The 23,615-nt window shown below is 70.5% G+C and carries 20 protein-coding genes; 6 read left to right on the top strand and 14 right to left on the bottom strand.

The genetic code is table 11. The features are described from left to right. Window positions 1–5 precede the first annotated feature (5 nt). Window positions 6–299, top strand: a complete 294-nt coding sequence (locus ACUWEX_RS13110; RefSeq protein ID WP_445996531.1) for a DUF4287 domain-containing protein — start codon at window positions 6–8, stop codon at window positions 297–299. Between the two features lie 32 nt (window positions 300–331). Here ACUWEX_RS13110 and purD read toward each other — a convergent pair whose 3' ends face one another. Then, entirely contained in the window at window positions 332–1,657 is a 1,326-nt protein-coding gene (gene purD / locus ACUWEX_RS13105; protein WP_445996530.1) for a phosphoribosylamine--glycine ligase, read from the bottom strand. 19 nt (window positions 1,658–1,676) lie between these two features. On the opposite strand from purD, the gene ACUWEX_RS13100 reads away from it, so the two are divergent. The 4 genes from ACUWEX_RS13100 to ACUWEX_RS13085 all read left to right on the top strand — a co-directional run bounded on the left by ACUWEX_RS13100 (window position 1,677) and on the right by ACUWEX_RS13085 (window position 4,215). Next, entirely contained in the window at window positions 1,677–2,048 is a 372-nt protein-coding gene (locus tag ACUWEX_RS13100) for a sterol carrier family protein (RefSeq protein WP_077054922.1), read from the top strand. A gap of 87 nt (window positions 2,049–2,135) precedes the next feature. Continuing rightward, a complete protein-coding gene (locus ACUWEX_RS13095) occupies window positions 2,136–2,321 on the top strand; it encodes a hypothetical protein (protein WP_079728608.1) in 186 nt (61 codons plus the stop codon). 20 nt (window positions 2,322–2,341) lie between these two features. Then, the gene (locus ACUWEX_RS13090) at window positions 2,342–3,367 is read left to right on the top strand and encodes a glycosyltransferase (protein WP_445996529.1); all 1,026 of its coding nucleotides are present in this window, start codon (window positions 2,342–2,344) and stop codon (window positions 3,365–3,367) included. Then, window positions 3,364–4,215: a glycosyltransferase family 2 protein gene (locus ACUWEX_RS13085; RefSeq protein WP_445996528.1), complete on the top strand. Its 852-nt coding sequence runs from the start codon at window positions 3,364–3,366 to the stop codon at window positions 4,213–4,215. Before ACUWEX_RS13090 ends, ACUWEX_RS13085 begins: the two co-directional genes overlap by 4 nt. A gap of 163 nt (window positions 4,216–4,378) precedes the next feature. Here ACUWEX_RS13085 and ACUWEX_RS13080 read toward each other — a convergent pair whose 3' ends face one another. The 12 genes from ACUWEX_RS13080 to ACUWEX_RS13025 form a co-directional block, all read right to left on the bottom strand. Continuing rightward, window positions 4,379–4,975: a hypothetical protein gene (locus ACUWEX_RS13080; RefSeq protein ID WP_445996527.1), complete on the bottom strand. Its 597-nt coding sequence runs from the start codon at window positions 4,973–4,975 to the stop codon at window positions 4,379–4,381. Then, on the bottom strand, window positions 4,972–7,005 hold the full coding sequence (locus tag ACUWEX_RS13075) for a PASTA domain-containing protein (RefSeq protein ID WP_445996526.1): 2,034 nt from the start codon (window positions 7,003–7,005) through the stop codon (window positions 4,972–4,974). The genes ACUWEX_RS13080 and ACUWEX_RS13075 overlap by 4 nt, the downstream gene beginning before the upstream one ends. After that, window positions 7,002–7,802 carry a lytic murein transglycosylase gene (locus ACUWEX_RS13070; protein ID WP_445996525.1) on the bottom strand — a complete coding sequence of 267 codons (801 nt, stop codon included), beginning with the start codon at window positions 7,800–7,802 and terminating at the stop codon, window positions 7,002–7,004. Before ACUWEX_RS13070 ends, ACUWEX_RS13075 begins: the two co-directional genes overlap by 4 nt. Beyond that, window positions 7,799–8,563, bottom strand: coding sequence for a phosphate ABC transporter ATP-binding protein (locus tag ACUWEX_RS13065; RefSeq protein WP_445997649.1), 765 nt, complete (start codon window positions 8,561–8,563; stop codon window positions 7,799–7,801). Before ACUWEX_RS13065 ends, ACUWEX_RS13070 begins: the two co-directional genes overlap by 4 nt. Before the next feature lie 420 nt (window positions 8,564–8,983). Next, window positions 8,984–9,913 carry a sortase gene (locus tag ACUWEX_RS13060; protein ID WP_445996524.1) on the bottom strand — a complete coding sequence of 310 codons (930 nt, stop codon included), beginning with the start codon at window positions 9,911–9,913 and terminating at the stop codon, window positions 8,984–8,986. Continuing rightward, window positions 9,910–11,643: a substrate-binding domain-containing protein gene (locus ACUWEX_RS13055; RefSeq protein ID WP_445996523.1), complete on the bottom strand. Its 1,734-nt coding sequence runs from the start codon at window positions 11,641–11,643 to the stop codon at window positions 9,910–9,912. The genes ACUWEX_RS13060 and ACUWEX_RS13055 overlap by 4 nt, the downstream gene beginning before the upstream one ends. Then, window positions 11,640–13,421, bottom strand: a complete 1,782-nt coding sequence (locus ACUWEX_RS13050; protein WP_445996522.1) for a PstA family ABC transporter permease — start codon at window positions 13,419–13,421, stop codon at window positions 11,640–11,642. The genes ACUWEX_RS13055 and ACUWEX_RS13050 overlap by 4 nt, the downstream gene beginning before the upstream one ends. Next, on the bottom strand, window positions 13,418–14,464 hold the full coding sequence (pstC, locus tag ACUWEX_RS13045) for a phosphate ABC transporter permease subunit PstC (RefSeq protein WP_445996521.1): 1,047 nt from the start codon (window positions 14,462–14,464) through the stop codon (window positions 13,418–13,420). The genes ACUWEX_RS13050 and pstC overlap by 4 nt, the downstream gene beginning before the upstream one ends. Then, window positions 14,461–17,169 (bottom strand): hypothetical protein, encoded by a 2,709-nt coding sequence (locus tag ACUWEX_RS13040; protein ID WP_445996520.1) that lies wholly within the window; start codon window positions 17,167–17,169, stop codon window positions 14,461–14,463. Before ACUWEX_RS13040 ends, pstC begins: the two co-directional genes overlap by 4 nt. Before the next feature lie 155 nt (window positions 17,170–17,324). Next, the gene (locus ACUWEX_RS13035) at window positions 17,325–18,995 is read right to left on the bottom strand and encodes an Ig-like domain-containing protein (RefSeq protein WP_445996519.1); all 1,671 of its coding nucleotides are present in this window, start codon (window positions 18,993–18,995) and stop codon (window positions 17,325–17,327) included. A 115-nt stretch (window positions 18,996–19,110) separates the two neighbouring features. After that, window positions 19,111–20,361: a hypothetical protein gene (locus ACUWEX_RS13030; RefSeq protein ID WP_445996518.1), complete on the bottom strand. Its 1,251-nt coding sequence runs from the start codon at window positions 20,359–20,361 to the stop codon at window positions 19,111–19,113. 335 nt (window positions 20,362–20,696) lie between these two features. Beyond that, window positions 20,697–21,644, bottom strand: a complete 948-nt coding sequence (locus ACUWEX_RS13025) for an NAD-dependent epimerase/dehydratase family protein (protein ID WP_445996517.1) — start codon at window positions 21,642–21,644, stop codon at window positions 20,697–20,699. A gap of 53 nt (window positions 21,645–21,697) precedes the next feature. On the opposite strand from ACUWEX_RS13025, the gene ACUWEX_RS13020 reads away from it, so the two are divergent. Next, window positions 21,698–22,360, top strand: coding sequence for a ScbR family autoregulator-binding transcription factor (locus tag ACUWEX_RS13020; protein ID WP_445996516.1), 663 nt, complete (start codon window positions 21,698–21,700; stop codon window positions 22,358–22,360). A 90-nt stretch (window positions 22,361–22,450) separates the two neighbouring features. Here ACUWEX_RS13020 and ACUWEX_RS13015 read toward each other — a convergent pair whose 3' ends face one another. Further along, window positions 22,451–23,533: an AvrD family protein gene (locus ACUWEX_RS13015; protein WP_445996515.1), complete on the bottom strand. Its 1,083-nt coding sequence runs from the start codon at window positions 23,531–23,533 to the stop codon at window positions 22,451–22,453. Between the last annotated feature and the right edge of the window lie 82 nt (window positions 23,534–23,615).

The following is a 23,615-nucleotide window of genomic DNA, read 5'->3' as shown; positions in this document are numbered from 1 at the left end:
AACACATGTCGTTCCAGGCTTATCTCGATGCCATCGAGACGAAGACCGGCCTCACGCCGCGCCAGCTCGTCACTATCGCGCTGAAGAGGGGTTATGACGATCCGGCCGTGAAGGCGGGCGAGATCCTCGCCTGGCTGAAGGATGACTACGACCTGGGTCGTGGGCACGGCATGGCCCTCGTGCACGTGATCAAGAAGGGCGCCGCTATCGACCCGAAGCATGTCGGGTCGGGCGGCACTCACAGCGACGAGTCCGAGACGCTCTGGCTCGACGGAGCCGCCACCAAACCGCAACCATAACCCCGGCCGCAACTGTCGGCTAAGCGGCGTAGCTAGCCAGAGACGCGGGCCGCGATGTCGGTGCGGTACTGGCCGCCCTCGAGCGTGATGCGGCCGAGAGCGTCGTAGGCGCGGGTGCGCGCCTCGGTGAACGTGGTGCCGAGCGCGACGACGCTGAGGACGCGGCCCCCCGAAGCCAGGAGCGTGTCATCCGAAGCACCCGAAGCACCCGAGATGTCCGAAGCAGCCGCGGTGCGGGTGGCCGCGTGGGCGATGTGCACGTGCTCGAGCGAGGATGCCTCGGCGAGACCCGTGAGCGGGCGGCCCGTGATCGGGGTGTCGGGGTAGTTCTCGCTGGCCAGGACGACCGTCACGGCCGAGGTCTCGGAGAAGGCCGGCGCGGGCACGGTGCCGAGCGTGCCGGTGGCGGCCGCGAAAAGCAGCTGCGACAGCGGGGACGCCAGACGGGGCAACACGACCTGCGTCTCGGGGTCGCCGAAACGCGCGTTGAACTCGATCACGCGGATGCCGTTATCCGAGGCGCTTTCGCGCTTCGACGTGAGGATGAGGCCCGCGTAGAGCAGACCGATGAACGGGGTGCGCTCGGACGCGAGCTGCGCAATCACGGGGCGCGCGATCGTCTCGACGACCTCGCGCGTGAACGCCTCCTCGCTGCCGAACGTCTCGTCGAGCCACGGCAGCGGCGAATACGCGCCCATGCCACCCGTGTTGGGCCCGGCATCCCCATCACCCAGTCGCTTGTAATCCTGCGCCGGCGACAGCGGAACGACCGTGTGCCCGTCGCTCACCAGGAATAGCGACACCTCCTGGCCGTCGAGGAACTCCTCGACCAGCACGCTGCCGTGCTGCAACCAGTGCGTGGCGTGGGCGATGGCCGCCTCGCGATCCTCCGACACCAGAACACCCTTGCCCGCGGCCAGACCATCGGCCTTCACCACATACGGCGCGCCGAACTCGTCGATCGCGGCCGTGGCCTCGGCCAGCGTGCCCGCACGAACCGCGCGGCCCGTCGGAACACCAGCGGCCTCCATGATGCGCTTCGCGAACGTCTTCGACCCCTCGAGCGCCGCGGCCGCCTTGCCGGGACCGAAAACGGGGATGCCCTGCTCGCGCAACTCGTCGGCGACACCCGCCACCAGGGGAGCCTCAGGGCCTACGACGACGAGGTCGGCACCCCACGCGATGGCGTGATTGGTGACCGCGACAGGGTCGTTGGCGTCGAGCTCGACTACGGGCACATCCAGCGCGATGCCCGCGTTGCCGGGGGCCGCCTGAATGTCGTGACCGGCCTCTTCGCCGAGCAGGGACAGGACGATGGCGTGCTCACGGGCACCGGAGCCCAGTACGAGGATTTTCACGGGTACTAGCCTATTGGGCATGGCACGCGCGCGTATCCCCGATGATTCTGGTGAGGCATCCGTTTATCGAGCCCTGCAGGCCGAACCGAAGCCCGCGCGCGACGACACCGCCACGGCCGTGCGCTACACGCTGCAGCTGCTCGCCGAACGCGCCGAGGGCAACACGCTCGAGGTGCGCGTGCCGCCGTTCGGGGCCGTGCAGTGCATCGAAGGCCCCCGGCACACACGCGGCACCCCGCCCAACGTGGTCGAGATGGATGCCGCCACGTGGCTGGCCCTCGCCACGGGCCGAGAAGCGTGGGCGGATGCGGTGGCCGCTGGCCGCGTGCACGCCTCCGGTTCGCGAGCCGACCTCACGGGCGAGTTGCCCATCCTGCGACGCCCGCAGTGAGAATGTCTGCGAACGCAACCCGCTATACGTGAGGCGGGCGATGACGGATGGTTGGTGAGCAAGATTCCTATAAGTGAGGAGCTCGACATGGACCACCACAACGACGCACACGAGGCGCACCCCGACGAGACCGTCGAATCGCTGAACGAACCCGACCAGTCGTCGTCGGGCGTCTCGGACGACAAGGTCGACGAGGCCACGAAGACCGCCGAACACGCGGCCGACGAGCAGCCGCTGGCCGCCCAGAAGAGCAGCGACACGCTCGACCAGTAACTCCCCTCAGTAAGGACCGCATGATCGGCTACTACGTCCACCACCATGGGTCCGGGCACCTGAGTCGCGCCACCGCGCTCGCCCGGATGCTCGGCGACGACCTCACGGGGCTCTCGTCGCTCGCACGGCCCGCCGGGTGGACGGGCGACTGGCTCCAGTTGCCCGCCGATACCGGTCCCGACACCGACGAACCCATCGACCCGACCGCGCGCGGGGCCCTGCACTGGGTCCCGCGCCGGGCGGCCGGGGTGCGCGCTCGGGCGGCGGCGCTGTCGGCGTGGTTCGAACGGGCCCGTCCGCGCGTGATCGTGACGGATGTGTCGGTCGAGGTCGCACTCTTGGCGCGGCTCCACGGCGTCCCCGTCGTCGTCGTGGCCCAGCCCGGGCGGAGGGATGACGAGGCGCACCGTCTGGCCTACCGCATCGCCGATCGCGTCATCGGGTTCTGGCCGGCAGGTTTCGACGTGCTGCAAACGGCGGAGCCGCTCGGGGGGCGCCTCGCGACCGTCGGCGCACTCAGCCGGTTCCCTGCCGCCGGACGAACGGGCGACACCGCCACTGACACCGCTCAGGCACCAGTTCCGGCTCCGGGAGAGATTCTCGTTTTCTCGGGGACGGGCGGGACCGGCCCGGGGGCCCTGGCTGCCGTCGTGCGGGCGGCGCGCGCTGCCCTGCCCGAGCGCCGCTTCACCGAGCTCGTGGATGCCTCGGCGGCGCAGGTCGAGGCCGCGCTGGCTCGAGCATCCCTCGTCTTTTCGCATTGCGGGCAGAACGCCGTCGCCGAGATCGCCTCGGCTCGGGTGCCCGCCGTGCTCGTGGCAGAAGAGCGCCCGTTCGCCGAGCAGGAATCCCTGGCGGCGGCGCTCGCGGCCTCCGACCTGCCCGTCGAGGTGATGACTCCCGAGAGCGCCGAGAGCGCCGATTGGACCGCGCTCGCTGCCCGACTCGGGGCAACCGACGGTGGTGGGTGGGCGGCCTGGGTCGACGGTGCCGCGGCCGAGCGTGCGGCACAGGTCATCCGCGACGTCGCCGAGGATCGCTCATGACTGAGCCGAGGGACCACGCTCCCCGCATCATCCTGGGCCTCGCCCTCATCACGATTGTGCACGGGCGCGAGCAGCACCTGGCGCGCCAACTCGCCGCTATCGACAGCGCAAAGGCTGTCCCCGAACTGCACATCATCGTCGCCATGGACGACCCGGCCGTGGCCCCGCGCTACGCCGACCGGCCGCGCACGCGCGTCATCGAGTGTCCCTCGACGGGTGCTCACCTTCCGCTGGCCGGGGCGCGCAACACCGGTGCCGCAGCCGCCCGCGAACGGGGCGCCGACGTGCTCGTCTTCCTCGACGTGGACTGCCTGCCTGACCCCGACCTTTTCTCGCGTTACGACGACGCCGTGCGCGCACATCCGGGTGAGCTCGTGTGCGGCGCGGTCGGCTACCTGCCCGAGGGCACCGACTACGGCCGCCCCGACCTCTTCGCCGATGCGGCCCGTTTCCACGGCTTCCGCCCGCGCTTGGATGCCGGCGCCACGGCCCCCGGCGACCACCTCGCCTTCTGGTCCCTCTCGTTCGCCACGACGCCCGACACCTGGCTGAGGATCGGCGGGTTCTTCGAGGGCTACTCGGGGTATGGCGGCGAGGACACCGATTTCGCCGTGACCGCTCGCGAGGCCGGCGTGCCCCTCCGCTGGGTGGGCGGCGCCGAGGCGTTCCACCAGTACCACCCGACCACCAATCCGCCGGTGCAGCACGTCGACGACATCGTGCGTAACGGCTCACTCTTCGCCGAGCGCTGGGGGTTCTGGCCCATGCAGGGATGGCTCGACCAGTTCGTCGAGCGGGGGCTCGTGCGTCGCGACCCCGCGACGGGCGACTACAGCGTCGCGCCCTGACCACCGGCACAGCGCGGGCACCGAAGAATGCACAGCGCGGGCGCTGATTAGCCCATCTAATCGAACGCCCGCGCGGCGATGTCGCCGGCGCAGAGCACCGAGGGACATCACTTGATTTTACCCGGTAAACGGCACATATCCGGGACGTGACGTGACGATCGCGTTACGTCTGTTCCGAGGTCTGCGTGCGCTCGCGTCGCAGGGTGCGCATCACCTCGTCGGGCTGGGGCCGGTGCACATATGGTTCGAGGTCGGCGGCCTGCAGCGCGTCGAGCAGGGAGGGTTCGCCGGGCTCTGAGCGCAGCAGTCGGGCGTTCGGCAGGCTGCGCAGCACCGAGACGTCGTCGAGGGTTGCGAACCAGTCCGTGATCGTCACCGACCCGGCCCCGATGTCGGTGCGCGCGTGCAGCACGAGTTCGCGCGCCGCCGCCTGAACGGAGCGCATGCTGCGCCGCGCCGCCTCGACGGTCGTGAAGTAGTCGGCGCTGATGGCGACGGGCAAGCGGCCGCGCACGAGGCGCCAGAACACGAGCGGCGCCCCCTCCGCTGGTGTGTCGACGTGGGCCGGCCGCACGTCGTCGGGAATGCTGCGATGCAGCGCCATCCATGCCGCGGCCGTCTCGGTGCTGGTGGGTCCGGGCAATTCGGTGAAGTGCACGCGGGTCTGTTGGCGGCCGCGGCGCAGGTCGGGTTGGGCGCCGATCGCCCAGTCCGCGAGGGATGTGCCGGCGCTGCGGTTTCGGCGGGGGCGTGTGCTCATTCGGCGACCGGTTTTCGTTCGGGGGTGGCGGGCCGCGGAGACGCGGGAGCGGGCGGGCGCGCGGGAGTGGGTGCGGTCGTTGGTCGAGGAGGCACCGCGGTGGGGCTGGGCGACGAGGTGGCGTTGCCGGGGCCGGACGTCGACGGTGGTGCGGCGGGCGGCACCGCGACCGCGACGGTCACACTCACCACCGTGCCGTGCGGGGCGCTGGTCCCGGCAGCAGGGTTGGTGGCCGCGACGGATCCGGGGGGCTGGTCGTCCCGCGGTTCTTGCCGAAATCGCACCGAGAAGCCGAGGGCCTCAAGCCGGGCGGCCGCATCGTCGGGGGCGAGCCCGGGCAGGCCGTCCGGAACGGTGGAACGGCCGCTCGCGACGGTGAGGGCGACGGTCGAACCGGCGGGGGCGTCGGTTCCGGCGACGGGGGTGGTGGCGAGCACGGTGCCCGCGGCATCCACCCCGTCGCGTTTGCGGATCTCGCCGAGCACCAGACCGGATGCCTTGAGCAGGGCCTCGGCGTCGCTCACTGCGCGTCCGGTCAGCGACGGCACCGCGGCGAGATCGGGCCCCGAGCTGACGATCAGGGTGACGGGCGCGTCGACGCCGAGGGTGGTGCCGGCCGCCGGGTCGGTGCCGATGACCTGCCCGTCGGGGGCCGCCGGGTCGGCCTCGCTGCGCTGACCGGCGGGCGAGACGCCGGCGTCGACCAGGAGGCGGGTTGCCTCGTCGACGCTCTGACCCGCGACGGTCGGCAGGACGACGCCTTCGCGGATGGCCGACGACGCGGTCGGGCCGAACGAGGTGATCGCCGACCAGGTCAGCACCGCGATCGTGGCGGCCGAGGCCAGTGCGAGGGCGGTGCCGCGGGTCGCCGCGCGGCGTCGGCGCCGTCGGGGGAGTTCGCGCGTGAGTTCGTGCTGCAGGGCCGTCGCGGTGGCGATGCGGCGTTCGAGTTTGCCGCGTCGCACGGTGGCGATGGCTTCGGTGGGCGTGCGATCGGCGGCGAGGTGGTGGGCTGCGCCGGAGTGCGCGACGCCGGAGTGTGCGCTAGCCGCGCTGACCGCTTCGAAGCCGCCGAGCGAATCGGCTTCGGGGACACCGAGCAGTCCACCTGGACCGATGGCCTCGATGACGGCGGACTGCAATTCGCCTGCCGATGCGAACCGATCGGAGGGATCCTCGGCTCGCGCGATGGCGGCGATCCGGCCGAGACGCCGCAGCAGCGCGCCCGGCGCAGACGGCACGGTCGCTTCACCGTCGTCGGGCTCCTGGGCGTCGAATGTGTCGTGCCGCCCCGCGCCTCGTTCTCCGTCGTCGACGACCAGCAGAAGCGTGTCGAGCATGACGCCGAAACCGTAGACGTCGTCGGCCGCCCGCGGGGCCGCACCGTTCCGTCGCTCGGGCGCCGGATATCGCACCGATTCGCCGAACCGTTCGAGCAGCCGAGTCGGCGATACCCCCGCGTCGGCCCGCGCGAGGTCGGAGGCCTGCGGCCCGAACCCGACCACCTTCACGCGGGTGGCATGCCCCGGAGCGCTCGCCACGACGATGGTCGACGGCCCCAGGTTGCCGTGCGTCATGCCCTGGTCGTGCAGCAGCTGCAGCAGCTCGGCCACGTGGCGGGCGACGTCGACCACGAGCCGGGATCCGTCGGCTGCCGTGACCGCCGCATCGCGCGCGAACCCGTCCACGCTCTTGCCTCGCAGGGGCTCGCGCACCGCCCAGCGCACGGTTCGGCCGCGGAACTCGCCCGTGCCCGCGTCGAAGATGCCCAGGGCGGCGGCATGCGTGAGCCGCGCGGGTGCGGCCACCCCGGCCGCGAACAGCGCGGTCGCCACGGGGTCGGCGAGCATACCGTCGTGCAAGAGCAGCACGTCGACGGGGCGGTCGAGCAGCTCGTCGTGGGCCGCAAAACGGGTCGCAAAGAGCTCGTGCGCGGGCGCCTGCGGGTCGCCCAACCGGTAGCGGCCGGCGAGCAGGTCGTTCGCGTCGGCCGGGTCGTCCCCGCCCGGCGCGGCGCCGCGCCGACTCATTGGATCGCCGCCCGGGCCGTCTGCTCGGCATACGCGAGCGCCTGCTGCCGCACGGATTCGACGTAGGCGTCGTCGTGGTTGTAGGAGCGCACGGCCGCGACCCAGGCGGCGTCGGTGTCGAGAGCCCCGCCCGAGGCGCACAGATAACCGGCCGCGGCGAGGGCGGCGTCGTCGAGGTCGTTCGGGTCGGCCACGCCGTCCCCGTCCCCGTCGAGCCCGGACACGGCCCAGGTCGAGGGGATGAACTGCAGCGGCCCGACCGCGCGGTCCCAGCGCACGTCGCCGTCGAGTTGCCCCGCATCGGTGTCGGGCACCGCGGCGAATCGCTCGCCGTTCAGCTCGGGGCCGATGATCGCGGGCGCGGTCGTGCCGTCGTCCTGCAGCACCGCGCCGTCGTGGCTGCCGTGCTGTGATTCGACCTGGCCGATCGCCGCGAGCGTGTTCCAGCCGAGCGCGCAGCCCGGGTTCGACGAGCCCATGAGGTGAGCCGCGGTCGCGTAAGAACGCAGGGCACGCTGGGGGATGCCCGTGGCCACACCCGTGCGCTCCAGCCATCCGGCATCGATGGTCACGGTCGAGGGGGATGCCGCGAGCTGGGCGTCACCCGACCCGCCCGCGTAACCCGGGCCGATGCCCCCGCCGTCGGCCCCGGTCGCCTGCACGCCGATCGCCGCGGCCGGGGGTGCTTCGGCCACCATGGGCGCCGGTTTCGGCATGCCGAAGACGTAGCCGACCGCGCCGAGCACCAGGAAGGCGCACAGCGCGAGCCCGACGACGAAGCTGCGGGAGGAGGTCATCCGAAACGCCCGTTCACGTAGTCGCTCGTGCGCTGATCGCGGGGGCGGTCGAACATGGCCTCGGTGGCGCCGTGCTCCACGATGACGCCGGGCGTGTTCTGCGCCGCGAGGAAGAACGCGCAATCGTCGGAGACGCGGTTGGCCTGCTGCATGTTGTGCGTCACGATCACGACCGTCGTCGAGCCCTTGAGCTGCTCGATGGTCTCTTCGACGCGGCGGGTCGAGGTGGGGTCGAGGGCCGAGCAGGGCTCGTCCATGAGCAACACGCGCGGCGAGACGGCCAGCGAACGCGCGATGCACAGGCGCTGCTGCTGGCCGCCCGAGAGCCCACCGCCCGGCTGATCGAGGCGGTCCTTCACTTCGTCCCACAGGGATGCTTTGCGCAACGAATCCTCGACGAGCACGTCCCTGATCTCGCGCGTCGACCCGATGCCCGAGAGTTTCAGTCCCGACACCACGTTGTCGTAGATCGACATGGCGGGGAACGGGTTGGGCTTCTGGAAGATCATGCCGATGGAGCGGCGCGCGGCCGTGATGCGCTGGTCGGCGGCGTAGATGTTGCTGCCGTCGAGCCGCACCTCTCCGGCGAGGGCCGCGCTCGGAACGAGTTCGTGCATGCGGTTGAGGATGCGCAGGAACGTGGACTTGCCGCATCCGGACGGGCCGATGAGCGCGGTCACCTCGCCCTTCCTCATGGTGAGGGATACGCGGTCGAGCACCTTGCGCGTGCCGAACCAGGCCGTGATGGAGTCGGCCACGATCTCGGCCGGCTCGACGTCGCCGAAGAGGGCGCGACGCACCTCCTGGCCGCCCACCGTTGTGGGAGCGGGCGGTTGCGAGTGCGCGATGAACTCGTCCGATCCTCCGGACGTGGGCGCGCCGGCACGGGCGGGGCCGACGACGGTCTGCGGCCCGGAGAGGGGGGCGCCCGCCTCGCGCGCCCAGACCGAGAGAACCTCGGTGTCGAGGCGTTCGGCCGGGGCAGACCCATCCGAGGCGGCCCCATCCGAGGCGGCCCTCTCCGAAGCGGTCGGGATGGCGGAGGTGACGGTGTTGTCGGTCGTGCTGTCGGCCGTGTTGTCGGTCGTGCTGTCTGCGGCGTTCTCGGTGCGCGTGCGACGCAGGCGCGACAGGGGGCTGGGCTTGGTGGGCATGAGATCTCGTCTTCTTTCGAACCGGGTTCAGAGCAGATTGGGGATGAGCCACTGGGTGATGGCGGAGGCGGCGAGCAGGCCGACGGCGAGCACGGGCGGGAAGCCGACCAGCCAGGTGCGGCCGCGTCCCCACCGGCGCCACAGCCAGGCCAGCGCGAAGCCGAGCGCCACGAGCAGTTGCACGAGCAGCACCAGGCCGAACAGATTGCTCGAGTCGGTGCCCATAGCGGCCTCGGCGGGCGGCAGGGCGGCGGTGGGGATGGCCACGGCGGGCCGGTCGAAGCCGTCGCTCACGAGTCGGGCGTCCACGCGATACACCTCGGTGGGCATGAACGGGGCGCCCGCGGCGGTCGTCAGGGTGAGACGGCCTTCGCGGCCGGTGACGGGCGGCGGCGCGGTGTCCCCGGCCATGCGGATGCCGATCACCTCGTAGCTGCAGGCCCCCTGCGAGGTCGTCACCCCGAAGCGATCGCCCTGCTTCAGGGCCTGGAAGCCGGAACCCGCCGCGCCATAGCTGCTCGCGCGGGCCATGAGCACGCTCGTGCCGACCTGGCACGGCAGCACGGTGTCGCGGCGATGGCCGATGCCCAGCATGGTCTGCGCCGACGCCGTGCCCTCGACGACGACCTCCTGCGGCAGCCCGACGCTCGGGGCCGCGAAGACCGCGAGCGGCGTGCCCGGCGGGATCAACTGCCCGTTCTCGTCGACGGGGCCCGTGGGTGCCGACCCCTCAGCGAGGCTGAGCCGCAGCTCGCTGAACAACGACTTCTGCGAGGCATAGTTCTGAATCGGCGAGATCAGCACGAGGTTGGCGAGCAGCGCGAGAATCGTCGCCGAGATCATGGTCAGGATGAGGGCGAGCACACGCTGTTGCGCAGGTGCGTCGACGCGCGGGGTCTTCGTGCGGGGCGGCTTGGAGGAGCGAGGCTTCCTCGTGCCGAGAGTCGTGGCGCTCATCGCCGCCTGCGCAAGAACTGCGACGTCAGCGGCGGTGTCACGAGCACGGCCGCCAGGCCGATGAGCGCGAGGGCCATGAGCGTCTGCTGCCCGGCCCATCCGTTCTGCGTGGCCAGCACGACGGGCACGCTCTTCACGGCGCCGACACCCCCGGCGGTCAGCTCGGAGTCGCTCGTGCACACGCCCGTGTCGGGGTCGCACACCTCGGTCGAGGCCGCGCCGACCGCATTCGGGTCGGTGGTCCCCGGGGCCGCGCCGCCCGTGCCCGCGCCGCCCGTTCCGGCGCCGCCGGCCCCGCCGCCGGTTGCCGGAGCACCCGTGCCCGCACCGAAGTCGGGGCCCGCGTTGACGCCGGCGCCCGCGAGCTTCCACGGCGCCTGGCAGGCCGCATCGCAGCCCGCCGGGAACGGCGCCGTGTCGACGAGGTTGTTGTGGCTCGGCGAGTCGCCGGGCTTGAAGGTCGGGTTGTTGCAGGGGTTGCCGCCGTCGGCGCCCAGCGTCGAGTTCTTCACGGCGTCGAGCTTGGCGATGGTGTCGGCATCCACGCCCGGAACCTTGCGGATCTGTTCCATGGCCGCGAGCACGAGGTTCATGGGGAGCGGCGAATAGCCGAGGGTCCCCATCGTTTGCTGCCCCTCGCACAGCGCGTACTGCGTGAAGAAGCCGAGGCTGGCACCGTGCGCGTTCTTGAAGACGGGCGTCTCCTGCGTCGGCACCATGAAGTAGGAGTAGGCCGACAGGGCATAGCTGCGCGGGTCGCCGTAGGCGTAGACCGCCGAGAGGTCCTGCGCCAGATAGTTCTCTGAGGCCGGGTCGGTGTTGATCTTCGCCTGGGTGAGCGCCACGGCGACGGCCGTGTCGGTGGGCACGGTATAGAAACCGGCCGCGTTCTTGAGGTTCGCCACGGGGAAGCCGACGGCCTGCGAATACGAGTACTCGTCGTAGTTGATCGTGTAGGGGGTGCTCTCGGTGTATTTCGTCACGCCGGTCGAGCCGTTCTGCGCCACGAAGTTCTTCAGGTTGGATGTCGGGAAGTAGCTCGTGGCGTGTGCCCCGTCGCATCCGCCCGTTGTTTTGCAGAGCGACGCGTAGTAGCTCGGGAACTGCCGTTGCAGCCACAGCGTGAACTGCGCGGTGGCTCCCGAACCCTCTGAGCGCACGACCACCGTGATGGGCGCGGCGGGCAGGTTGACGCCGGGGTTGTCGGCCGCGATGGCGCCGTCGTTCCACTGCGTGATCTGCCCGGTGAAGATCTTGGCCGCGGCATCCTGAGACAAGTTCAGGCTTTCGTAGCGGTTGCCGTTGACGGGCAGGTTGTACATGAACGACGTGCCGCCGGCCACCATGGGCATCATCGAGAAGCCGAAGTCGGGGTAGGAGGTGTCTTTCGGGTCGGCCGTGTCGCCGCGATAGGGGATCTCTGAGACGGCGAATTGGGCGTTCACCTTCTGCGCGAAGGACTTGCGGCCCGTCGACGAGCCGTTGGGCGTGTAGTCGACCGTGACGCCGCGGCTCTTCACATCGGCCTGCCACTGGGCCACCGCGTTGCCGGCCCAGCTCGAGCCCTCGCCCGAGATGCGCTGATACTGCGCGGCGGCGGCGCTGAGGGGCATGGTCAGCGCGAAGATTCCGGCGATGGCCGCGAGCGCGAGCAGGCGCGCACCCCGGCGGCGGGGGCGCGTGGTGCCGGCGCGGTCGCGATCGCGGGGCTGCGGGGTTGAACGGGTCATGAGGGTTCTCCAGTGCGGGGCGAAGCGGGTGAGTCGGGTGTGTCGGGGCTGTCGGCGTGCGGGCGTATGAATGTCTCGGGACGCGGCCGGTCGTAGGGATCCGCGTGGCGGGCGGTCTCGGTGAGGAGAGGCCCCGGCGGCACCGGGATGGGCGAGACGAGCGTGTAGCGCCCGGTGGCGAGCTGCTGCGCCGCGACCTGCGCGCTGCCCGCCATGCGCTCGGCGGTCTTGCGCGATCGGATGCTGAGCGCCGACCGCTGCCCGGGCGTCAACTTGCCGGGCTCCTGCCCACCGAGTTTGCGCGCGATGAGGAACAGGATCAGCACGAGCACCAGCAGCACCGCGGCAGTGGCAAAACCCCGAGCCTTCATCGTGTTCTGGCTCGACTTCACGAACTCGAGTGCCGCCAGGGGCAGGCTCACCATGGGCCCGCTGAACGGGTTGAAGTTGAGGTTGCTCGTCACGCCGGCGGTCAGCAGCACGGGTGCGGTTTCGCCGATGCCGTGCGCGGTCGCGAGGATGAGCGCTGTCGTGAGCCCCGAGCGCACGGTCGGTAGCACCACCTGCCACACCACGGCCCAGCGGCTCGCGCCGAGCGCCAGGCCGGCCTCACGGAGGTTGCCGGGCACGAGGCGCAGCACGACATCCGCAGACCGGATCATGATGGGCAACATCAGCACCGTGATGGCGAGGGATGCCGCGAAACCGTTGAACTCGCGCGTGATCGCCACGATCACCGCGGCGTAGATGAAGAGACCGGCCACCACGCTCGGCAGGGCCGTCATGGCCTCGACCACGGTGCGCACCAGGCGAGCGAATTTGCCGCCCACCTCGGCGAGGAACAGCGCCGTCGTCAGGCCGAGCGGCACCGTGATCGACACCGCGATGCCGATCTGGATGAGCGTGCCGACGATGGCGTGCAGGATTCCGCCATCGGTGAGCGCGGCGAGGGGGCCGACGCCCGACATGTCCTGCGTGAAGAAGTGCAGGCGTTCGACGACGTTCTGGTTCGAGGCGGGATCGAAGATCTGGCTGAAGACATCCTGACCGCTGATCAGGGTGAAGCCGATCACCAGGCCGAGGGTGCCGACCACCGCGAAACCGGCCGAATAGAGCATGACGGTCCAGAAGCGGTCGACCACGGCCGGGCCGCGCTCGCGGAACAGAACGAGCGCCGTGTACAGGAAGACGAACCACACATAGGAGGTGAAGAACAGCCAGCCCACCGGGATGAGGCCCAACACCATCGTGAAGAGCACGCCCGCGCTGAGACCCGCGATGGCCGAGCCGACGACCGTGAGCGTGTCGTCGCGCGAGGTGCCGATGATGACCGGGATGGCGGGAGCCTGCGCGTCGTCGAGGGCCAGGCGGGGGAGCGAGGTCTCGGCGGCCGGGGTCGCGGTCGCGGCGGCAGACGACGCTGGGCCGACACCGGCGCCGACGCCGACGATCACGGATGTCGCGGGGAGGGCTGGTGCCGAACCTGCGTCGGGGGTGACGAGCGCGTCGAACGGCGGTCGGGCGCCCCGCGCGTCTCGGATGGGCGCGAACGCGGTCGTGGCGGGGGCCGCGACCATCGTGGACGGGCTGCCGATGCGGGAGGCGCGATCGTCGGCGTGCGAGCCCTCCTCGAGGGCGGTGTTCTCGGGCTCGCCATCCTGTCGCGCGGCGCGCTGCGCGGCCTCGGCCGCCAGACGTTCGCGCCGGGTGGCAGCGGGTTCCGCCTCGGCGGGTTGCGGGCCGAAGACCCGGCGGTCGGCATCCGTGGTCGTCATCATGCCTCGCTTTCGGCGCCCGAGCGGGAGCGCGCGATGATGGTCGAGGCCGTGAAGTTGATGGCCATCGTGAGCAGGAACAGGGTGAGGCCGGCCGCCATGAGGGCCGACATCGCGAACGGGTTCGCTTCGCCGTAGCGCAGGGCGATGTGGGCGGCGATCGAGTTGGCGCCGCGCTCGAGAATGTGGAAGTTGATCTCGAACAGCGGCGAGATGATCAGATAGATCGCGATCGTCTCGCCGAGCGCCCGGCCCATGCCGAGCATGGTTCCGCCGATGATGCCGCCCTTGCCGAACGGCAGCACGACCGAGCGGATCATGCCCCAGCGGGTGGCGCCGAGAGCGTAGGCGCCCTCGCGTTCGCCGATGGGGGCGCGGGAGAACGACTCGATCATGAGCGAGGCCATGATGGGCACGATCATGAGCGAGACGACGAGGCCCGCGATGAACGTCGACGAGGTGTAGAGCGAGTCGTTCGGCAGCGGGTTGGCGGGATCGGCGCCATCCACCGCGAAGATCGGGATCCAGCCGAACCAGGTCGACAACCAGCGGGCGAACGGCACGATGGTGGGCTGCAGGAAGGCGAGGCCCCAGAGGCCGAACACGACCGACGGCACGGCGGCCATCAGGTCGATCACCGAACGCAGCGTGCGCTGGCCGGCGCCGCGAGCCACCTCGGTGGTGAAGAGCGCGAGGCCCAGGCTGAGCGGCAGGGCGATGATGAGCGACACGATCGCGATCATGACCGTGCCCGTGATGAGGGCGGCGATGCCGAACTGGTTGGTCTCGGGCGTCCACTTCGTTTCCGTGAGGAACTCTCCGATACCGACCGCGCTGATGGCCTGCACCGCGTTGATCGTCAGGAAGGCGCCGACGAGCACCATGATCGACAGCACGATGGCGCCGCCGAGTCGAGTGGTGCCGCGGAACAGCTTGTCCGACAATTCGCTCTCGTGGGCCAGGGGCTGCGGGGCGGCATCCTCCGACCCGGTCACCGGGTAGTCGGGTTGCGTGGTCGCGGGGCGCGGGGGAACGTCGATGCTCATTCGGCCAGCTCCTTGCGACGGCGCCCGAGCCACGGCGCGAAGATTCCGGCCGCGAGGGCGCCCGCCAGCCCGGCGATCAAGCCATACTGCGGAAAACCGATCTCGGTCGCCGCGGTCTTCGCGCCCGCGAGGGGCGCTGGCGTGTTGGCGGCGTTCGCGGCCGTGGCCGCATTGGGGGCGGATGCGGCAGCCACGGGTGGCACGACCGTGCGAGGCACCACACCCGTCGGTGCGGCATTCGCCACCCCGGGTTGCACGCCCGCGCTCGCCGCGCCCCCGGGTGCCGCTGCGGCCGGCGCGACGACCGAGTTGAGCGCCGACACGGCCGTCGTGGCCTGCGAGGCGAAGTCGCCGCTCAGCGGTGCGAAGCCCGGCGGCAGCTGCCCGCGTGCCGAACCCGGCTGCTGGCCGGGGCCCGTGATGTAGCCGAAGATCTTGGCGAACGTGCGGCCGGAGTCGGGGGTGAGGCTGCGCTGGGCGACCACGCCGTAGACGGGCACGGCCAGCGGGTAGGCGCCGCCCGCATAGTCGGGGGCGGCGGGCGCCTTCAGGGGCGACGTGATGCCCGTGGACGTGTAGCGCCCGAACTGCTTCGTGAGGCTGTCTTCGTTCGCGCCGACGCAGGAACTGCCGTCGGTGGTGCAGAGCGACGCGGTGACGAGCTGGTAACGGGCGGCGCTCGCCGAGTCGGTGGCGACGGCGATGTTGCGCGAGCCGTAGACCTGCGGGGCGGCTCCGGCCTTCCAGAGCGCCGGCACGCAGCCTCCCGTGTTGCCGTCGCACCACTTGCCCCGGGTGGGCGCCGCGCGCAGGCCGTTGCGGGCGGCGGCGGCGGAGTCGGCCACCGACGGGTAGATGTCGACCATGGTCGCGCCGGCCACATACTCAGAGGGCGTCGGGGGCGTGCCGGGAGCGGGCGTTCCGGGCGTCGTCGACGGCGGCGTGCCGATCGGGTCGGAGGACGCGTAGAGAATCTGCGGGTAGGAGCTCTGCGTCGGCGGGTAGCTCGGCGGGGTGTCGCGGTCGAACGTTTCGGGCGTCTTCGTGGCGTTGCGCTTCTCGGCCGCGGCCTTCTCGAGCGTCGCCTTGTCGCCCGCGCACTCGGCATATGTCCGGGTGGAGTACCACGGGTTCACGGTGAGGCCCGCGGGGTCGGGGCAACCGTCGAGGAAGGCGTGGGCGTCGCGATCGGCGACCACCCAGTCCCACAGCGCCGCTGCGGCATCCGATTTCAGCGTCTCGGTTTCGAGCTTACGGATGCCGTCGTTGCCGTAGCTGCCGAGCGTGCCCTTTAGCTGCGGATTCAGTGCGAGGAATTCGGGATCGCTCGAGAGCGAGTCGTTGAGCGACGACTGCGCCCAGGGGGCCTTCGAGGCGAGCAAGCTTCCGGCTGTGTCGAAACCGTAGCTCTGCGTGAGCAGCTTCGCCACGAGGCGGGCGTTGAGGCGGATGTCGGTCAGGACAGCTCCCCGGTCGCACCCGTCGGTCGCGCAGCGGTTCTCGTAGTTGAACCCGATCGTGACGCCGCTCAAAGCGGTCGGAACATAGGTGGCGTCATTCTTCGTGGGGCGGCTCGACAGGATCAGCGGGCTGGCGCCGGAGTCGAGCGAGCGACGGGCTTGGTCGTCGCTCAGTTGCGAGTATCCCGTGGAGACACCGGCAGTGCTGCAGAGGCCGGGAATCCAGGACGCCATCGCGGGCGAGGCCAGTTCCGATCCGGCCGAGAGCACACGCGAATCGCTGCTCGCACACACTCCTGCCGCATCGGCGAAGCCGATCTTCACCTGCATGCGTTGGCCCCACATCGACGGGGTCAGGCCGGAGGGGTGGGCGCCGAGGCTGGTGCCCACGCGATAGGGCACGGCTACGAGCCAGCAGTTCGGCGTCGAGGGAGCGTCGTTCCGCATGCCGCAGCCCAGGAACGTGGACTCGGTGCCCGTCTGCATCTCGAACGAGCGGTTGACTGCTCCGAGAGACGAGGATGTCTGCAAGCGGCTCTGCTCATTGGTTGTGATGCGGCTCAGGATCGTGCCGCTGCCGTCGACCGCGTCTGTTTCGGTGCCGTCGATCGCGAGCCAGGGCATACCCCGCCGGTCCTTGAAGTCGCTCGATCGCGCCAGCGCGTCACCGTCGAACAGTCGGTTCGACCACGCTTCCCCGTTTTCCAGGTCGCTGCCGCCCGGACCTTCTTGGCAGGTGCGCGGGTCGGGTGAGGTCGCGTCGGGGCTGGGCTTCCCGTCGGAACCCGGGGCTCCCCAGCATTGGAAGAGCATGAGCGCCGAGCCGTTATTGATGGCCACACCGTTGTCGTCGACGATGGGTGGCAAGCCCGTGACAGAGACGGAAACGCCCTGACCGGTGACATTGTCCGTTTGGCCGACAGTCATCGTGAGGTTCGAGAAGAGGTCGCGCCAGCCCGTCTTGATCGGCGCCGCGATGTCCTCATAGGTCTTGCCGCCCGTGAAGGGGATGACCTGGGTCGCGTCCCGCGGTACGACACTCTCGGCGGGGTTGTCGCGGTTGTCCCACCGCACCGTCTTCTGGTTGTCGGTGACGGTGGCGCCCTGCGGCCCCCACTCGGCTGTCGAGGGGGCCGCGGCCGCGATGGGGGCAGTGGCCGTGGTACCGGTGGCGAGCAGCCCGACGAGGCACAGCGTTCCGACGACGGCGGAAACGGATCGAATCAGGGTGGGGCGGGAGATCATCAAGGGGTCCTCGGGTCGTGCGGGTCGAGTCGGTCTGCGGCGGAGCGGGGTGTGCCGGAAGAAGAGGGGGCGGGATGGTGGGCGGCGACTGTTCGGCGCCCACCATCCCGGCTGTTTTGTGCTGGTTGGTGCTGGTTGGTGCGGGGCAGCGCTGGTTAGTGCCTGCTCGTGCGGTGGATGCCGGCGGCACGCTTGCGCGTGCGCAGGATGCGGCTGGCGACGACGGCGGCGAGGCCCGCGATGAGGGCGGCGAGACCGCCGAGCATCAGGGGCAGCTGGGCCGCGCCGGTGTTGGCGAGTCCGTTGACGTTCGTTCCCGTGCCCGATCCGGTGGTGCCGGGGTTCGTGCCGTCGGGGGTGTTCGCGCCGGGGGTTGCCGAGGGGGTGGGGGTGACGGCGGCCGGAACGATGACGAAGGCCCGGGCGAACGAGTTCGCCGAGGTTGCGCCGGTCAGGGTCAGCGTGTGCGCCGCGTCGGTCGAGGCGAACAGTGCGGCGGGCAGGGTGAAGACGTAGCGGGCCGATCCGTCGGCGGCCGCGGTGGCCGTCTCGGAGAGCGTGATCGGGTCGGACGTGACCACGCCGGTGATCTTCTCGCCGGCCGTGAAGGTTCCAGCGGGGGCGTCGACGTAGTAGCGCACGTCGGGCTTCGCGGTGGCGCCCTCGGTCAGCTCGATCGGGGCGGCGGGCACCGTGAAGGATGCCGCTGCCGACGCCGCGGAGGCGCCGAACTTCGCGTCGCCGCCGTAGCTGGCCGTGAACTCGACCGTCGCGCCGGGTGTGAGGCCCGCGGCCGTGTAGGTGGCGACGCCGTTGGCGACGGTTCCGGTGCCGAGCTTGGTGGTGCCCTGCATGAAGTCGACGGTGCCGGTGGCGGATGTCGCGGTCACGGTGTCGGCGACGACGGTCGCGGTGAGCGTGGCTCCCGTGTCACCGCTGGCCGCGGCGGCGAGGTTGACCGTTGTGGCGGCCTTCGGAACGTCGATGACGAGCGCGGTGGAGGTCGAGGCCGTGTAGGCGTCGCTGCCGGTGTAGGTGGCGGTGTAGGTGTGCGAGCCGATGCTGGCACCGGTGACCGTCGCCGTGGCCTGGCCGGCCGCGATCGTGCCCGAGCCGACCTTGGCGTCGCCCTCGAAGAAGTCGACTGTGCCGGATGCGTCGAAGGGAACCTTGGCGGTGAGCGTGACGGCGCCCGCCTTGACGGCGCCCGTCAGAGTCGTGGTGGAGGCGACCTTCGGGGCCGAGAACGACCACTTCGTTCCCGTGGAGTCGATCGTGAGGGTGCCGAAGGTGACGATTGCATTGCCGTCCGCGCCCGGGAAGGTCGTGAAGTTTGTCGCGTCGAAGCAGTACAAGCCCAGGGAATAGCTGTGACCCGCTTGAACGAAGTCGGTGAGAGTGGCCTGGCGGGCGCTCGCATCGAAATATGCATCCGAGATCGGCTGCGTCGGATTGTCTACGCTTCCATCTTCAATGATGCCTGATCCGCCGAGGGTTGCGGCGATGTTCGCTTCCCACGGAAGCTTGCTTGCAGGCCACCCTTCCGAACCCTGTTCGGCGAGGAATGCTCCAGCTTGCACTTCCAACCCCGCGGGTTCAGGGCAGATCAGTGATGTCGTGGCGACGGGAACGGCGATGGTTCGCTGAAAAGCCGCAAGGGAGTCGGCCGGCTTTCCATCCGCTAGGACACCGGGCTTGACCGACAGAGTTGCCCCCGGCTGCACGTCGGCGGTGGCGGGGGCGGCCACGGCGAGGGCGCCGATGCTCGCCGTGAGGAGGGCGAGTCCGGCGAGGGAGACTCGGGTGAGGCCGGGTGTGCGTTTCATGCGGGGTTCGTTCTCTTTCTCTGGGAGTGCTCCGCTCGCCGGTGGCGGGGAGGGCGCGGTCAGGGGCCGCGCAGGTGAGGGCCGGGCGAGTGAACTCGCCCGGCCCTCGATGGGACTAGTTGGTCCAGTTGGACGCGTAGCGACCGGTGGTGCCGGTGTACTCGAGTCGCAGGAATCCGAATTCGGTGACGACGTACGTGGAGCTCGTGCCGACGCGCTTCTGGCCGAGGCCGCGCGCGTAGCTGTCAGCCGTTGCGGCGTTCTGCGTCGGGTACACGATGTAGGTGTCGCGTGCGAAGCGGAACGTTGCAGCGGTGGGTTCGGCCGTGGCCGAGCCGTAGTACGCGGCGTTCGGGGCGAGCGTGGCATCCGTCGAGCCCGTGGTGGCGAGCACGCCGTTGGTCTGCAGCAGCGAGAGCGTCGCCGAGTTCGAGCCGGTGAAGGTCGAGGCGACGGTGCCCTTCTTCTGCGAGATCCACTGACCGGCAGAGAACGGCGCGATGTTGCCGGCCGTGTTCAGGGCCGATGCGTCGTTCTCGGCCACGCCACCGGTGGTGGCGCCGGTGACCCAGGTGCCGACCGTGCCGACGCCGATGGCGCTGAGGAAGAACGTCCGTGTGCCCGAGGAGGCCTGTGGAAGAACCGGGTTCAGCGGAAGCTGCGCGTTGGTGGAGGTGCCGGGCGCCGTGTTGTAGACGGGCTTGTTCGAGACGAGCGTGATCTTGCCGTCGTCGGAGGTGCCATCGCCGAAGATGGCGTTCAGCTGGTCGGTGGTGAGGTTGGTGACGGAGTTGTAGGTGGTGCCGGCGCCCTTCTGCAGCACGGGCGCCACGGCGTCACGGGCGAACGGCACATAGGTGAGCTTGTCGTTGGCCGTGCCGGGGATGACGGTGGTGCCGGGCTTCGACGAGCTGCGCGCGTAGTCGAACTCGCGCACGCCGTCGTTGTCGGTGCCGGTGCCGACGTTCTTCAGGTCGTAGCTGGTGGTGACACCGCTGACGGTCTGAACGAACAGGTCGTTGGCGGGGTTCCACGAGGCGCTGAGCGCCTTGACGCCGTCGCCGGAACCGTGGGGGCGACCGACGGCCTGTCCGCCGGCCTTCGGGGTGATCGGGTCGGGGGCGCCGAAGGCGTTCCACGAGCCGAGGTCGGTCTGCGTCGCGGCACGCGCCACGCCGTTCGAGGTGTAGCCGTTCGTAATGCCGTTCAGAACGTCCTGAATGGTGTCGGAACCGCTGATCTGGTTGGCGCGACCCGTGGTGCTGGGGTCGGCGTTCGCGGCCAGGGGCGCCGTGACGGTGAGGGCGAGAGCTGCGGCTCCGACGGCGACGAACGCCTTCGTGATCCGTGAGGTGGGTCGTGACACGGGAGTGTCCTTTCTCAGTGGATGTTGTATGCGCTCAGGAGGATGGGCCTCGTTGAGTGCCGCGCCCCGTGAGTGGGCTCCGTTGCAGATGGGCTGCGGTCGAGTCCGGTCCATTCCGCGGCACGGGGCGACCGCTGGCGGGAACGGAAAGTGGTGGAGATGTGAAGCCGATGTGCGCTTCGGCATGAGTCTCACTCACCCGCATCCGCTTCACAAGTAGGACGAACAACTCGGTTTTGGAACAATGGATGAGGCGCGGATGAATGCGGGATGAACGACCCAGAGACATCCGGGCGTTTCCGCGGCTCACCGGGCGCTTTTTCAAGCAGAACGGCTCAGTGCGGGAGGCGCGGCTGCCAGCGTTCTGCGTACCAGGCGAGGCTCGCGGCGTCGAAAATGGGATGTTTCGGCTGCGTGAGGCCAGTCCCGCGCCAGATCGCCGACGTGTCGAACCAGGTGTCCCGCGTGATGGCGTCGATCTGGCTGGGCGTCACGCCGAGGGGGGCCGCGAGGCGGGAGGCGGCGGCCGGGCTGAGCACCCGCTGCGGGGGAGCCGTGGCCAGGCCGACGAACAGCGCGTCGACGAGCTGCCCGAATGGCACGGGGCGGGGCAGGGCGGCGTGGAAGACACCGGCCGCACTGTCGAAGGGCTGCAGGGCCAGCGCTGCGATGAGCTCGCCGAGCGTGCGGCGGTCGATCACCGAGACGAGCGCCGAGCCCGACCCGATGCGCGCGTCGAGGGCGCGCATGAGCGGCAGCAGTCCGCCGAGGAACCAGCGGTCGCCCGGGCCGAAGACGAAGTGGGGGCGGATGACCGTGCCACCCGCGTCGAGGACGATGTTCTCGGCATCCCGCCTGCTCGTGCTGAGGGTGCTGCGCGGGGAGGGTGTGGCCGTGCGCTCGGTTTCGCCGCCGCGCAGGGAATCGCCATAGACGCCCGCCGTGCTGACATAGAGCACGCGCTCGACGCCGGCCCGGCGTGTGGCCTCGACCAGGCGCCGCGTTCCCTCGACGTTGACGGCGCGGCAGAGCTCGGGATCGGCGCCGATGTAGCTCGCCGCGTGCACCACCACGGCCGCGCCGCCCACCAGGGTGTCGAGCGCATCGGTGTCGCCCAGATGGCCCGCAACGACACGCGGATGCGCGAGCCGGGGGTGGCGTGCAAGCACCGTGGTGGCGGCATCCGATCGGTCGAGGGCGTCGAGGATGGCGCCCCCCACGAAACCGGTCGAACCCGTTAACGCAACGTGACGCGGTGTGTTCGCGCAGGAGATTCCGGACATGGCGGCCCTAACATGAGTGGGGAGACGACGACGAGGGATGGTCACGAGTGAGCATGACGGGACGAGCACCGCAGCAACAGCGCGGCCACGAGCGCCGCGAGGCGTTGCTGGAGGGCGCCGCCCGCGTGTTCGACCGGTCGGGCTTCGCGCAGGCCAGCCTGAGCGAGATCGCCACCGAGGGCGGGGCCACGATGGGGTCGCTGTACTTCTACTTCCCGTCGAAGGAGCAGCTGGCGCTGGCGATCATCGAGGAGCAGAACGCGCGCACGTTCCGCTCGCTCGAGGCGGCCGGGCAGGGGCGTGACCCGCTGCAGACGCTGCTGCACGGCTCGAAGGCGATCGCCGACCAGCTCATCACCGACGCCGTCGTGCGCGCGGGCATCCGGCTCTCGCTCGAGCAGGGAACGCTGTCCACGCCCACCAACGGTTTCTACCGCGAATGGATCGGCGGCATCACGGCGGTGTTCGAAGAGGCCGTGGCCGAGGGCGAGCTGCGCTCGGATTTCGAGGCCGCCGACCTCAGTCGCATGGTCGTCGCCACGTTCACGGGAACGCATGTGGTCTCCAATGTGCTCACGGGCCGCGCCGACCTCTATCGATCGCTGCGGGTGATGTGGGGTGTGGTGTTGCGGGGCATGGTGCCCGGCGACCGGCTCGACGGCTATCTGGCCGACGCGGCGGCGCTCTTCGACGACGCGCAGCCCGACGCGGCGTAGACGATCAACGCTCACGCCGGGCTGCCGCGCACCCGGTCTGCAGGTTTGGCCAGCTGCCGGCCTGCGTGCGCTCAGCTGGCCTGCGTGCGCTCAGTCGGCGAAATAGGCGAGCGACGACGTGACCGTAATCCCGCCGATGCCGGCCTCGACGTCGACGCTGTGCAGCGTCCGTCCGTCGTGGGGCAGCGCGCGGCGGCGGGTGACGATCATGCGCGACGGCTGCGGCACGCCGACCACGCGCACCGGTGAGGTGGCCGTGAACGTGGCGCGCCGCATCCACAACGTGTTGGTGTTGTCGCGCGCCACCTCGTCGCCCGCGTAGATGAGCACCTGGGCCATTTGGCCGCCGATCGCGGCCGCGTCGGTGAGCCCGATGGACGGCCAGTAGCGCGCCTCGAGCCCGGCGGCTCGGCGGGGTGCCGTGCCCGAGGGTCGCACCGTGTGCTCCATGTCGAGCGTGGCGGCCGTCTCGTCGAGCGTGCTCAGCGACGACATATGCTCCATCGATCGGAAGAGGGTCGTGTGGATGCGGGGCTCTCGCATCGCCCCCAGGGTCGCGGCCCACGGCAGGCCGGAGAGTGACGGGGCCGGATGCCGCAGCGTCACCGTGCCCGAGAGCGAGCCGATCCGGCATGCGAGCACCGTGCGGAACTCGTCGGGCCGCGCGGTGGCCTCCATGGGGCGGGAGACAGTCAGCGCGACCGGTATGGCATCGACCCGCTCGAGCGGCGTGGCGCCCGCGCGCACGGCGAACTGTTCCAGCCACGACGCCTCGATGCCATCCGGGGTCACGCCGATGCGGCTCAGGTAGGCCTCCGCCAGCTCGGCGGCGAGAGCCAGGGCGTCGAGCGTGCTCAGGTGCGGCACGCGCGCGCTTCCGCCCTTCGTCGACCAATCCTCGGGGTAGGTGATCGACGCGACACCGGATGCCGCGAGCGAGGTCGGGGCGGCGGTGTCGGTGTTCTCGGCGGTCGTGTCGGCCAGTTGCAGCAGCTTCTGGTCGATGCGCCGATAGCCGGTGCCGAAGTAGCGGTTCGCGGCGGGCCCGAGCAGGGTATCGAAGGCGTCGGATGTGTCGGATGTGTCGGATGTGTCGGGTGCGCCGGGTGCGGCTGCTGCTGTCGAAGTGGTCGTCGTGGCGGAGGGGGCTGGCGGAGTGGATGTCGTGTGCATGGTGTCCTCGTCGTGGTGTCGGATGGGCCGGGTGGAGTCGGATAGCGCAGGATCACTCTTCCCCGGCATCAAGGTGTGCGCT

Source organism: Okibacterium fritillariae, from assembly GCF_052783725.1.
The sequence above is the reverse complement of the archived record's forward strand: the minus strand, read 5'-3'. Positions and strand labels throughout refer to the sequence as shown.